This is a genomic window from Mesorhizobium sp. C399B, assembly GCF_030323185.1.
Lineage (GTDB): Bacteria > Pseudomonadota > Alphaproteobacteria > Rhizobiales > Rhizobiaceae > Mesorhizobium.
Genome location: NZ_CP100472.1, coordinates 519,967 through 532,989 on the forward strand (window position 1 = coordinate 519,967; position 13,023 = coordinate 532,989).

A 13,023-nucleotide genomic window follows, 5' to 3' on the forward strand; every position below is an offset into this window, starting at 1 on the left:
GAAGCGCAGAAACCACCTTCAGATGGCCGCCGGAGTAGAATTTCCAAACAATCTCTAGGCGAACTCCATGATCACCGCATCGACAGCCAGGCTGTCACCCGGCTTGGCGTTGAGCTTCGACACGACAAGATCGCGGTCGGCGCGCAGCACGTTTTCCATCTTCATCGCCTCGACCACGGCCAGCGTCTCGCCGGCCTTGACCTCCTGCCCCTCGGCAACCGCGATCGACACGACCAGGCCCGGCATCGGGCAAAGCAGCATCTTGGACGTGTCCGGCGCCACCTTCTCCGGCATCAGCCTTTCCAGCTCCGCCGTGCGCGGCAGCATGGCGCGCGCCGTCACCGACATGCCTTTCCAGGCAATGCGCAGGCCGTTCGGCGCCGGCCTGATCTGCGCAGTGACCTTGCGGGCACCGACAGTGCCGCGCCAGATGAGGTCGCCCGGCCGCCAGTCGGACGCCACGGTCAGCGCTTTGCCGCCATCGACCGACAGATCGATTTCCATCGGAATGGAGATCATGCCCTCGATGATCGAAGCCTGGAGATAGTCGTCGCCGAGCTTCACCACCCAGTCGCGCTTGAGTGCGCCCGAATGCGGCGCCAGCCGCCCGTCCAGCCGGTCAAGCCGATCGCGGCGCAGAAGCTCGACCGCGGTGGCGATCGCCGCCAGCACTGCCTTTTCATCGCCATTGGGCACGATCGGCGCGAAGCCGTCAGGATATTCCTCGGCGATGAAGCCCGTCGATATCCGCCCCTCGCGCCAGCGCGGATGCTGCATCAGCGCCGCCAGGAACGGGATGTTGTGCTCGATGCCGTCGACGACGAAACTGTCCAGCGCTTCCGACATGGCATCGATGGCCTCGATACGCGTGGGCGCCCAGGTGCAGAGTTTTGCCACCATCGGATCATAGAACATCGAAATCTCGGAGCCTTCGGTGACGCCGGTGTCGTTGCGGATGAAGACATCGCCGAACTTGCCCTCCTCCGGCGGCCGGTAGCGCGTCAGCCGGCCGATCGAGGGCAGGAAATTGCGATAGGGATCCTCGGCATAGAGCCGGCTTTCCACCGCCCAGCCGTTCAGCTTGACGTCGCTCTGCTCGATCGCCAGCTTCTCGCCGGCGGCGACACGGATCATCTGCTCGACCAGGTCGATGCCGGTAACAAGCTCCGTCACCGGATGCTCGACCTGCAATCGTGTATTCATTTCAAGGAAATAGAAGTTCTTTTCAGCATCGACGATGAACTCGACGGTGCCGGCGCTCTGGTAGTCGACCGCCTTGGCCAGCGCCACGGCCTGCTCGCCCATGGCCTTGCGCGTCCTGGCATCGAGGAATGGCGACGGCGCCTCTTCCGCAACCTTCTGGTTCCGGCGCTGGATCGAGCATTCGCGCTCGCCGAGATAAAGCGCGGTGCCATGCGCGTCGGCCAGCACCTGGATTTCGATATGACGCGGATCGACGACGAACTTTTCGATGAAGACGCGGTCGTCGCCGAACGAGCTTTTCGCCTCCGAGCGCGCCCGGTCGAAGCCGTCGCGCACTTCCGACTGGCTCCAGGCAATGCGCATGCCTTTACCGCCGCCGCCGGCCGAGGCCTTGATCATCACGGGATAGCCGATCTCGCCGGCGATCTTTTCGGCATGGTCGGCATTTTCGATGACACCAAGCCAGCCGGGAACCGTCGACACCTCAGCGGCCTTGGCGAACTTCTTCGATTCGATCTTGTCGCCCATCGCCTTGATAGCCTTGGGTTTCGGACCGATGAAGACAATGCCCTCAGCCTCAAGCGCTTCGCAGAAGGCGGCCCGCTCCGACAGAAATCCGTAGCCGGGATGCACGGCCTGCGCGCCCGTCTCCTTGCAGGCGGCGATGATCTTTTCAGGCAGAAGATAGCTTTGCGCGGCAGGCGATGGGCCGATATGCACGGCTTCGTCGGCCATTTCGACGTGCACGGCGTCGCGATCGGCGTCGGAATAGACCGCTACGGTGGCAATCCCCATCCTGCGCGCCGTCTTGATGACGCGGCAAGCAATCTCGCCGCGATTGGCGATCAGGATTTTCGTGAACATCGAAGGCGTTTCCTCGGTCTTTCGTCCTTCTTATGGGCTTCGGCAGCCGGGCTCAAGCACCGCCGGCAGCGCACCCATCAAGACACTCCCTGCCCGCCAGGGCCGTGCCGAGGGGCGAAGGTTGGGCTCGCCGACGACTGGGCCAAGATTTGCGCCATATTTGGTCGCCAAATCGGGTTGAAACAGTATAAAAACCCTGAAAGCCTGAAGACCAATCGCCTTGGGAGGAATTGCCTGATGAAAACCCGCGCCGCTGTCGCTGTCGCCGCCGGAAAGCCGTTGGAAATCATGGAGGTCGACCTCGACGGACCGCGCGAAGGCGAGGTGCTGGTCGAGATCAAGGCGACCGGCATCTGCCACACCGACGAGTTCACCCTGTCGGGCGCCGATCCCGAAGGCCTGTTTCCGGCAATCCTCGGCCATGAAGGCGCTGGCGTTGTCGTCGATGTCGGCAAGGGCGTCACCTCGGTCAAGAAGGGCGACCACGTCATCCCGCTCTACACGCCGGAATGCCGGCAGTGCCCATCCTGCCTGTCGCGCAAGACCAATTTGTGCACCGCCATCCGCGCCACGCAGGGCCAAGGCTTGATGCCCGATGGCTCCTCGCGCTTCTCGATCGGCAAGGACAAGATCTTCCACTATATGGGCTGCTCGACCTTCTCCAATTTCACCGTTTTGCCCGAGATCGCCGTCGCCAAGGTCAACCCGGACGCGCCCTTCGACAAGATCTGCTACATTGGTTGCGGCGTCACCACCGGCATCGGCGCGGTCATCAACACCGCGAAGGTCGAGCAAGGCGCGACTGCTGTCGTCTTTGGTCTCGGTGGCATCGGCCTCAACGTCATCCAGGGCCTGAAGCTCGCCGGCGCTGACATGATCATCGGTGTCGACCTCAACAACGACAAGAAGGCATGGGGCGAGCGCTTCGGCATGACGCATTTCGTCAATCCGAAGGAGATCGACGGCGACATCGTTCCTCACCTCGTCAACTTGACCAAGCGCGGCGCCGACCAGATCGGCGGCGCCGACTACACATTCGACTGCACCGGCAACACCAAGGTGATGCGCCAGGCGCTGGAAGCCTCGCATCGCGGCTGGGGCAAGTCGGTCGTCATCGGCGTGGCCGGCGCCGGCCAGGAGATTTCGACCCGGCCGTTCCAGCTGGTCACCGGCCGCACCTGGATGGGCACCGCCTTCGGCGGCGCACGCGGCCGCACCGACGTGCCAAAAATCGTCGACTGGTACATGGACGGCAAGATACAGATCGACCCGATGATCACCCATTTGCTGAAGCTTGAGGACATCAACAAGGGCTTCGACCTCATGCATGAGGGCAAGTCGATCAGGAGCGTCGTCGTTTATTGAGGAGAAGAAGCCGCCGACCGAAGGGCCAGCGACTGAAGTTGCACGGGTTCAACAAGGGAGGAATAAAATGCCTGAAAAACTGCATCCCAAAATCGACAATGGCTTGCCAAAGGAGAGCGCAAGCTTTGCCGGCGGCACGCTTGTCTGCGCCTGCACCAGCAAGCCGGTGAAGGTGAAGGTCAAGGGCCAGATCGCGCACAACCATGCCTGCGGCTGCACCAAATGCTGGAAGCCTGACGGCGCGGTGTTCTCGGTCGTGGCGGTCGCCGGCACGGGCGACGTCACTGTCACCGAGAATGGCGACAAGCTGAAAGTGGTCGATCCCTCGGCACTCATCCAGCGTCACGCCTGCACCGGCTGCGGCGTCCACATGCACGGGCCGGTCGAGCGCGACCATCCGTTCAAGGGCCTGTCCTTCATCCATCCCGAACGCTTCGAGGAAGACGGCTGGTCGCCGCCAGGCTTCACCGCCTTCGTGTCGTCGATCATCGAATCCGGTGTTGCCCCCAAGCGCATGGACGGCATTCGCGGCCAGTTGAAGTCGATCGGGCTTGAACCCTATGACTGCCTCAACCCCGGCTTGATGGACTATATCGCCACCTGGACGGCGAAGAAGTCGGGCGCACTACCGGCCTGACAGTACGAGATTTCTGCCATGGGGCCGGGTAACATGCCGGCCCCATGTTCGTTTGGAGAGACAATGCCCGCACCCGCTATCTACGTAGACGCCGACGCCTGCCCGGTGAAAGCCGAGGTCGAGAAGGTCGCCGAGCGCCATGGCGTGGTCGTCACCTACGTCTCCAATGGCGGGCTGCGTCCGTCGCGCGATCCTATGATCCGCAACGTCGTCGTCTCTAAAAGCGCCGATGCCGCTGACGATTGGATCGTCGAGAACGCAAAACCCAACGACATCGTGATCACCGCCGACATCCCGCTTGCCGCTCGCACCGTGGCGCTCGGCGCGCATGTGCTTGGGCCAACCGGCCGGCCGTTCACGCCGGAGACCATCGGCATGGCGGTTGCAATGCGCGATTTGAAGCAGCATCTGCGCGAAACCGGCGAGAGCAAGGGCTACAATGCCAGCTTTGCGCCACAGCATCGCTCGCGTTTCCTGGGTGAGCTCGACCGTATCTTGCGGCGGGCTCTGAAATCCGTCACACCCGACCAGACGTGAAGCATCATCCGAGGTCGGGCTATGGCCGACACATCGCCGAATAACCCCTTGCAGCGGCACAAGCAGTTCTTTGTGTCGCTAGCCGTCGGTCTGGTCGTATTTGCCGCGGTATTGCCTTTGATTGGATCGCTCCCCGTCTCCACGCGGCTTGCTTATTCGATTTCGATTGCCGCCGATGCGTTCTTCGTCGTCTTCATCGCGCTCGTCATCGCCAAGATGCCGCTGCTGTCCGGCCGCTATCTCAGCAAGAACGCGCGCGAACTGGACCTCCCAGTGCTGGGCATCTTTGCCATCACGCTCGGCATCGTCGCCATGGCCATCGTCCTGCTGTTCCTTTTGATCAATCACAAGGATCGCGACCCCATCGAACTCGGCTTCGCCATGCTGTCGATCCCGCTTGGCTGGTTCACCATCCATGCCATGGCCGCCCTCCACTATGCGCATGTCTACTGGATGGACGGCGACGCGATCGATGCCGAAACCAAGAAGAAGATACCGGTCGGCGGCCTCGATTTTCCCGGCAGCAAACGGCCGGATGGTTGGGACTTTCTCTATTTCGCGACGGTGATCGGCATGACCGCGCAGACCGCCGACACGGCGATCACGACCTCGCATATGCGCCGCGTGGTGCTTGTCCATTCGATCCTGTCGTTCTTCTTCAACACCGTCATCGTCGCCGCCGTCGTCAATCTCGCGGTCAGCCTCGGCAATTGAGTATCCGTGCCCGCGATAAACCCGTGCCCGTAATAAAAACGTGATCGCATGAAACATCGCTTTCGATAGCGACGTATTGGGAGGACAAGGACGAGCGCGGCCGTCCCAGGATCGCGCAGCCGGAAGGCGAGGAAAAGATGGAAGCCATTGCCATGAGTCAGCCCGGCGCAGGCGCCAATGCCGCCGGACCGAAGGATACGACGCTGATCTACCGGCAATCGCGCTGGACCCGCCTGACGCACTGGCTGTGGGCGATCTCGCTGTTCTTCATGCTTTTGTCCGGCCTGCAGATCTTCAATGCCCGGCCGCAGCTCTACATCGGCAAGCAATCCGGCTTCGAGTACAACAACACCGTCTTTGCCATCGGCGCCGAAAACACCGCCACCGGCCCGCGCGGCTATACCGAAATCTTCGGCCATCGCTTCGACACCACAGGCGTGCTCGGCTGGTCTGGCCCGGCCGGGCAGCAAACGTCGCGTGCCTTCCCGTCCTGGGCGACAATCCCGTCCTATTACGATCTCGGCACCGCCCGCGTCGTGCATTTCTTCTTCGCCTGGATACTGACAACCACCTTGGTCGTCTGGCTGGTCGCCAGCCTGGTCAACGGCCATCTGCGCCGCGATCTGGCGCCGCGCCTTGACGATCTCAAGCGGCTGCCGCAGGACATCATCGAGCACGCCAAGCTCAGGTTCCACCACACACGCGAATACAACACGCTGCAGAAAATGGCCTATGGCGGCGTACTGTTCGTGCTGTTGCCACTCATTATCATCACCGGCCTTGCCATGTCGCCGAGCATGAACTCGGTGCTGCCCTGGCTCAACGAACTGCTCGGCGGAAGGCAGACGGCGCGCACCATCCATTTCACGGTGATGGTGCTGCTGGTCGGCTTTTTCATCGTCCATATGCTGATGATCCTCGCCGCCGGCCCGATCAACGAACTGCGCTCGATCATCACCGGCTGGTACCGCACCGATCCGCCAAGGCATGGCGACACCGAGAGGAGTGCGTGAGATGGCCAAATTCCAGATCAGCCGCCGAAAGTTCCTGACGGGCGCCGGCCTCGGCGTTTCCGGCATCATGTTGTCGGGCTGCGATGCCTTCGACAGCCAGCTCGGCATGGGCGATGGCCTGCGCAGTTTCCTCGAAAACGCCAATGGCCTGACCTACCGCGCGCAACGCTGGCTTGCCGGCCGCGATGCTCTGGCGCCGGAATTCACCGAGGCCGACATCCGCCAGCCGCAGCGGCCGAACGGCGTCACCGCGCCCGACGATGACACCTACAAGGGCCTGCTCGCCAACAATTTCGCCGACTGGCGGCTGGAGGTAACGGGCCTGGTCGAAAAGCCGCTGTCGCTCAGCCGCGAGCAGTTGGAGAACATGCCGAGCCGCACGCAGATCACCCGCCACGACTGTGTCGAAGGCTGGAGCTGCATCGCCAAATGGACCGGCACCCCGCTGTCGCTGGTGCTCGACCAGGCTGTGGTCAAGCCGCAGGCCCGCTATGTCATGTTCCACTGCCTCGATACGATCGATCGCAGCCTCTCCGGGGAAATCAAATATTACGGCACCATCGACCTGATCGATGCCCGCCACCCGCAGACGATCCTGGCCTACGGCCTCAACGGCAAGCCGCTGCCGGTCGAAAACGGCGCGCCGCTGCGCGTGCGCGTCGAACGACAGCTCGGCTACAAGATGCCGAAGTATCTCTACAAGATCGAGCTCGTCGACAGTTTTGCCAATATTGGCGGCGGCCGCGGCGGCTATTGGGAAGACAATGGCTATGACTGGTATGGCGGGATTTGATGGCCTCGCATTCTGACCGAGCACGATCTGACTCCGACCGAACCGAGCTTGCCTGAGGAAGCCGGTTTCGAGCGCGTGGCCGAACTTGGCGATTGGCCTGAAGACACTCCAATATCGTCCTCTGCAAAACGGTCGCAGAAAACGGCGCGGCTTAAGCAACCTTGTCGAGCAGTGGCTTGAGCGCCGGATGTATCTCCGGCGAGGCGAGTTTGATCAGCGTCAGCAGCGCGCGTTCATTGTCACGCAGCGGGCGGTCGGTGCCGATGCGATCGGCCAGCCATTTCGCCTCGCTGGCGTCGATCGTCTCGGCGCGGCGCGCGAGTGCCTCGGCGGCACGGTTCTTCGACTCCCATTCGGCCTCGATATCGCCGGGCGAACGATAGGCTTCCATGATGCCGGCCAGTCCGCCCGACACCATGCGGCTGAAGAAGCCACCAATTTCGGGCTCGGCCTGGTCCAAGAAACTGTCACGACGCAGCGCCACATCGCGCGTCGGCGCTTCGTAGCCGGCCGAACACATGACGAAATTGGCGAGCGCCTTGACGAACAGGTCGTTCCAGGACGGGTCGTTGTGGGCCGCTGCGGTCTGCTCGTTGATCTGGAACAGCACCTCGGCCTCAACCCGTGTGATGGCGATGTTGCCGTCGCCGCCATAGGCATGGAGAATGCGGCGCAACAGATCGACCTCTGCCTTGGCGACCAGCCCGGGAACCAGCGCGCCGCCGAGCATCAGTGGTCCCTTGCCGTCGACCACCGCGTTGGCGACCTGCTCGAGCGCATAGGCGGAGAGCCGGCCGGGCGATGATTTCGCCCTTTCCAGCACATGCACCAGCAGCTCCAGTTCGGTCACACTGTCGACCATTCCGTCGCGCGAGATGGTCTGGATCAGCCAACCGGCATTGTCTTCAGAGATATAGCCTGCCGGCTTTTCCTGGTGGACGATGTAGTCGGTAACGGCCTCGACGAAGAATTCAGGCCATTGCGGGCATTTGTCCGTCGCTGTCGCATCGAGCGCGAACAGTGCTTCAGCCTCGCCGCGCGTCACCACGCCGTCAGCGAACACTTCGCGACGCAGCATGACGACATCTTCCGCCGTGATGCGGTCCTTCGAGGCCAGCCCCGCCACCGGCGCGCTCCCGATCCGTTCGCCCATCTGTCAATCCCCATCCGCCGTGCCCAACGCAATTGCCGGCCAAACCGTCAGCCCAGAATATCGCCATTGTCTTGAAAAACCGGCAAACGGCGTGGTTAGCGAAGACTGTAAAGACGACGCGCTTTACGTGTCGCTGGCAGGTGACAAGGTGTCGCCGACAAGCTATGGATGGCGCGTCGAGGGCTTAAGTTTTGAGTCCTACCTGTTTGCGGGAGAGAGCAGCGCGAGCTGCCGCCGAAGGGGAAATCGCCCGAAATCTCTCAGGCAAAAGAACCGTAGACGGGAAAGACACTCTGGAAAGTCGGGGCTTGCCCCCGCGCCGAAGGTGTAAGCGTCGCCGACAGAGTTCCGGTTGCGCGAGTCTCTCAGGCTTCAGACAGAGGGGCACGGACTGGTCGCCAGCAGCGGCCGATTGCGTGCGACTCTGGAGATGACATGACGGGCGACGACACCAAACACCTTCCTCTCGAAGATCTGCACACCGCCGCCGGCGCACGCTTTGGCGCCTTTGCGGGCTGGTCTATGCCGCTGATCTATCCGGCCGGCGTGATGAAAGAGCACCTTCACACCCGCGAACATGCCGGCCTGTTCGACATTTCGCATATGAAGCTGTTCGCTGTCAGCGGACCGGGCGCTGCGGCACTGCTCAACCGCGCCAGTCCGCTCGATGCCGGCGCGCTTGAGATTTCACAGTCCAAATATACTTTCTTCCTCAACGAGGCCACCGGGATCATCGACGATCTGATCGTCACCCGGCTCGGCGCCGAGCGCTTCATGGTGGTCGCCAACGCCGGGAATGCGGTCGAGGACGAGAAGCATCTGCGTGCGCTGGCCGCGGACTTCGACGTCAAAGTCGATGCGCTCGACCGCGTCTTCCTGGCGATCCAGGGGCCGGAAGCCTGGGCTGCCTTGTCCCGCGCCGGCATCGAGACCGGCTCACTCTTGTTCATGCATGGCATCGAGCCTAAGCAAAACTGGTTCATGAGCCGCTCCGGCTACACCGGCGAGGACGGCTTCGAGATCGGCCTGCCGGAGGCGGATGCGCGCGCTCTGGTCACGAAACTGCTCGAGGACGAGCGTGTGTTGTGGATCGGCCTTGCTGCCCGCGACTCGCTGCGGTTGGAGGCCGGCCTGTGCCTGCACGGCCAGGACATCACGCCGGAGATCGATCCGGCGAGTGCCGGCCTGATGTGGGCGATCCCCAAAGATCTCCGCGCCGGCGGATCCTTCATCGGCGCCGATGCGCTGCGGTCCATCCTGGAGCGCGGGTCGTCGCAAAAGCGCGTCGGCCTGAAGCCGGACGGCCGCCAGCCGGTGCGCGCCGGCGCTGCTTTGTTCGATGCCGACGGCAATCCGGCCGGCCACGTGACATCAGGCGGCTTCGGCCCCTCGGCCGGCCATCCCGTCGCCATGGGCTATGTGTCAACGGCCTTGGCCAAGCCGGGCACGAAACTCTTCGCCGATGTTCGCGGGACGAAAATCTCGGTCGATATCAGTTCCTTGCCGTTCACTCCTCATCGCTACCGCAAAGGATAATTCCGATGGCAAAAACCTATTTCACACAAGATCACGAATGGCTGAGCGTCGAGGGAGGCATCGCCACCGTCGGGATAACCGACTATGCGCAGGAACAGCTTGGCGATCTCGTCTTCGTCGAGCTGCCTCAAATCGGCACGAAGCTCAGCAAGGGCGATACCGCCGTGGTCGTCGAATCCGTCAAGGCGGCCTCCGATGTTTATGCGCCGGTTGACGGCGAGATCACCGACGCCAACGGCGCGCTGTCCTCGGACCCGTCGCTGGTCAACTCCGCTGCGACCGGCGACGGCTGGCTGTGGAAGATGATGCTCGCCGACGAAGGCCAACTCGCAGGCCTCATGGATGAGGCCGCCTACAAAGCCCATATCGGTTGATATCAGGACCTATTGCCATGAGCGCAGCACTTACCCCCTTCTCGGCCCGCCACATCGGTCCTGATGTAAACGATGTCAGAGCCATGCTTGCCGTGATCGGCGTTCCCTCTGTCGAGACGCTGATCAGCCAGGCTGTGCCGCAGTCGATCCGCCTCGATCTGCCGCTGACCCTTCCCGCGCCGGCGAGCGAAGCCGAAGCGCTGGCCGAATTGTCGGCGATCATGGCAAAAAACAGGGTGCTGAAGAGCTTCATCGGCGCCGGCTATCACGGCGTCCATGTGCCGCCGGTCATTCAGCGCAACCTGTTCGAGAACCCGGCCTGGTACACCGCCTATACACCCTACCAGGCCGAGATCAGCCAGGGCCGCCTGGAAATGCTGTTCAACTTCCAGACCTTGGTTACCGAATTGACCGGCCTGCCGGTGGCTTCGGCCTCCCTGCTCGACGAAGCGACGGCGGTGGCCGAAGCGGTCGGCATCGCGCTGCGCCATCATCGCGACAAGCGCACCAAGGTGGCGCTGGCCGGCACGCCGCATCCGCAGACGCTGGACGTCGTGCGCACCCGCGCCGAGCCGCTCGGCATCGAAATCGATGGCGAGACCATCGACGACAACACCGCCGCCCTGCTGGTCTCCTGGCCGGACACGTTTGGCGTCTATGGCGACCACAAGGCGGCGATCGAGAAGGCTCGCGCCACCGGCGCCGTGGTCGTCTTCATCGCCGATCCGCTTGCGCTCACCCTGACCGAAGCGCCGGCCAGGCTTGGCGCCGACATCGCCGTCGGCCCGATGCAGCGCTTTGGCGTGCCGATGGGCTTTGGCGGCCCGCACGCCGCCTATTGCGCCGTCTCCGACAAGCTGACCCGGCTGATGCCCGGCCGCCTCGTCGGGCAGTCGATCGACAGCAAGGGCCGTCCCGGCTATCGCCTCGCCCTGCAGACGCGCGAACAGCATATCCGCCGCGACAAGGCGACCTCCAACATCTGCACCGCGCAGGCGCTGCTTGCCAACATGGCGACCGCCTACGCGATCTGGCACGGCCCCACTGGTTTGCAGGCGATCGCAGCCCGCATCCATGAGCTCGCCAACGGCCTCGCAGCAGGCCTGAAAACCGCTGGTGTTTCCGTGCTCGGCTCAAGCCGTTTCGACACGGTGACGGCCGAAGTGAAGGGCAAGGCAGCTTCGATCGCCGCTGCCGCTGAAAAAGGTGGCCGGCTGCTGCGCGTCATCGATGCCGACCGCATCAGCATCGCCTTCGACGAAACCTCGACCGAGGCGGATCTCGAGGCTATCGCCGCCCTGTTCGGCGCCAAGTCCGGCGCTACTGAGGCCGGCGCGATGCCCGGCAAGCCGCGCGGCAAGGAGTTTCTGACCCAGCCGGTTTTCCGCGAAAACCACTCCGAGACCGACATGATGCGCCTGCTGCGCAGGCTAGCCGACAAGGATTTGGCGCTCGACCGCACCATGATCCCGCTGGGCTCCTGCACCATGAAGCTCAACGCGGCGGCCGAAATGATGCCGGTCAGCTGGCCTGTTGTCGCCAACCTCCATCCCTTCGCGCCGGCCAGCCATTCGGCCGGCTATCGCGCCATGGTCGGCGAGCTGGAAGGCTGGCTGGCGGAGATCACCGGCTTCGACGCCGTCAGCCTGCAGCCCAATGCCGGCAGCCAAGGCGAATATGCCGGTCTGCTCGCCATCCGCGCCCATCATCGCGCGCGCGGTGAAGGCCATCGCACCATCTGCCTGATCCCCCAGTCCGCGCATGGCACCAATCCGGCGAGTGCGGCGATGGCCGGCATGAGCGTCGTCGTCGTGCGTTGCCTGGAGGACGGCAATATCGACATGGACGATATGCGGGCCAAGGCCAACGAGCATTCGACCAATCTCGCAGCTCTGATGTTCACCTATCCCTCGACGCACGGCGTCTACGAGGAAGGCGCGCGCCACCTGTGCGCTCTCATCCACGAACATGGCGGCCAGGTCTATTTCGACGGCGCCAACCTTAACGCGCTGGTCGCCCTGGCGCGGCCCGCCGACATCGGCGCCGATGTCTGCCACATGAACCTGCACAAGACCTTCTGCATCCCGCATGGCGGCGGCGGTCCGGGCGTCGGTCCGATCGGCGTCAGGGCGCATCTGAAACCCTATCTGCCGGGTCATGTCACGGAGGGCTCGGCGCATGCCGTGTCCGCTGCCCCGTTCGGCAGCGCTTCCATCCTGCCGATCACCTGGATGTACATCCGCATGATGGGGGCCGCCGGCCTGAAGCAGGCGACGGAGACGGCGATCATCTCGGCCAACTATGTGGCGACGCGGCTCGCGCCGCACTTCCCGCTTCTCTACAAGGGCAGGCACGATCGCATCGCGCATGAATGCATCCTCGACACGCGCGTGCTCAAGGAGAGCGCCGGCATCAGCGTCGACGATATCGCCAAGCGGCTGATCGACTACGGTTTTCACGCGCCGACCATGTCGTTCCCTGTCGCCGGCACGCTGATGGTCGAGCCGACCGAATCCGAGCCCAAGCGCGAGCTCGACCGGTTCTGCGAGGCGATGATCGCCATTGCCGGCGAGGCCGCGAAAGTGGCGAAGGGTGAATGGCCGCTCGAAGACAACCCGCTGGTCAATGCCCCGCACACGGCGGCCGAAACCCTTGCCGGCCAGTGGACCCACCCCTATTCGCGGCTGGAAGCGGCCTACCCCGCCGGCGATGTCGACACAGCGGCCAAATACTGGCCGCCGGTCTCGCGCATCGACAATGTCGCCGGCGACCGCAACCTCGTCTGCTCCTGCCCGCCGCTGTCGGAATATCTCGGCGCCGCCGAATAACACTCT

11 protein-coding genes and 1 riboswitch are annotated in these 13,023 nt (G+C 63.4%); of the genes, 9 read left to right on the forward strand and 2 right to left on the reverse strand.

All coding sequences use genetic code 11. From position 1 onward, the window contains the following. Positions 1–54 precede the first annotated feature (54 nt). Complete coding sequence (locus NLY36_RS02585) at positions 55–2,067, reverse strand: acetyl-CoA carboxylase biotin carboxylase subunit (RefSeq protein ID WP_023735315.1); 2,013 nt, start codon at positions 2,065–2,067, stop codon at positions 55–57. A gap of 237 nt (positions 2,068–2,304) precedes the next feature. Here NLY36_RS02585 and NLY36_RS02590 point away from each other — a divergent pair, with 237 nt between their 5' ends. From NLY36_RS02590 to NLY36_RS02615, 6 genes are all read left to right on the forward strand, one after another. Next, positions 2,305–3,432: an S-(hydroxymethyl)glutathione dehydrogenase/class III alcohol dehydrogenase gene (locus tag NLY36_RS02590; RefSeq protein WP_023681583.1), complete on the forward strand. Its 1,128-nt coding sequence runs from the start codon at positions 2,305–2,307 to the stop codon at positions 3,430–3,432. Positions 3,433–3,499: 67 nt separating this feature from the next. Next, positions 3,500–4,069, forward strand: a complete 570-nt coding sequence (gene gfa, locus NLY36_RS02595; protein WP_023735314.1) for an S-(hydroxymethyl)glutathione synthase — start codon at positions 3,500–3,502, stop codon at positions 4,067–4,069. A 63-nt stretch (positions 4,070–4,132) separates the two neighbouring features. Next, positions 4,133–4,606, forward strand: coding sequence for a YaiI/YqxD family protein (locus tag NLY36_RS02600; RefSeq protein ID WP_023735313.1), 474 nt, complete (start codon positions 4,133–4,135; stop codon positions 4,604–4,606). Between the two features lie 21 nt (positions 4,607–4,627). Further along, a complete protein-coding gene (locus NLY36_RS02605; RefSeq protein ID WP_023704537.1) occupies positions 4,628–5,320 on the forward strand; it encodes a DUF1345 domain-containing protein in 693 nt (230 codons plus the stop codon). A gap of 152 nt (positions 5,321–5,472) precedes the next feature. After that, positions 5,473–6,333 carry a cytochrome b/b6 domain-containing protein gene (locus NLY36_RS02610; protein WP_198020824.1) on the forward strand — a complete coding sequence of 287 codons (861 nt, stop codon included), beginning with the start codon at positions 5,473–5,475 and terminating at the stop codon, positions 6,331–6,333. 1 nt (position 6,334) lies between these two features. Beyond that, complete coding sequence (locus NLY36_RS02615) at positions 6,335–7,126, forward strand: molybdopterin-binding protein (RefSeq protein WP_023681588.1); 792 nt, start codon at positions 6,335–6,337, stop codon at positions 7,124–7,126. Positions 7,127–7,277: 151 nt separating this feature from the next. Here the strand turns inward: NLY36_RS02615 and NLY36_RS02620 are convergent, their stop codons facing one another. Beyond that, the gene (locus tag NLY36_RS02620; protein WP_023735311.1) at positions 7,278–8,279 is read right to left on the reverse strand and encodes a hypothetical protein; all 1,002 of its coding nucleotides are present in this window, start codon (positions 8,277–8,279) and stop codon (positions 7,278–7,280) included. 199 nt (positions 8,280–8,478) lie between these two features. After that, positions 8,479–8,565, forward strand: a riboswitch (glycine riboswitch). Between the two features lie 149 nt (positions 8,566–8,714). Between NLY36_RS02620 and gcvT the strand changes: the two genes are divergently transcribed. Genes gcvT through gcvP form a run of 3 tightly spaced genes read left to right on the forward strand, consistent with a single transcriptional unit; the run spans position 8,715 to position 13,017 of the window. Then, the gene (gene gcvT, locus NLY36_RS02625) at positions 8,715–9,815 is read left to right on the forward strand and encodes a glycine cleavage system aminomethyltransferase GcvT (protein WP_023735310.1); all 1,101 of its coding nucleotides are present in this window, start codon (positions 8,715–8,717) and stop codon (positions 9,813–9,815) included. 5 nt (positions 9,816–9,820) lie between these two features. Next, positions 9,821–10,189: a glycine cleavage system protein GcvH gene (gcvH, locus tag NLY36_RS02630; RefSeq protein WP_023725711.1), complete on the forward strand. Its 369-nt coding sequence runs from the start codon at positions 9,821–9,823 to the stop codon at positions 10,187–10,189. Positions 10,190–10,206: 17 nt separating this feature from the next. Next, complete coding sequence (gcvP, locus tag NLY36_RS02635; RefSeq protein ID WP_023735309.1) at positions 10,207–13,017, forward strand: aminomethyl-transferring glycine dehydrogenase; 2,811 nt, start codon at positions 10,207–10,209, stop codon at positions 13,015–13,017. Positions 13,018–13,023 lie beyond the last annotated feature (6 nt).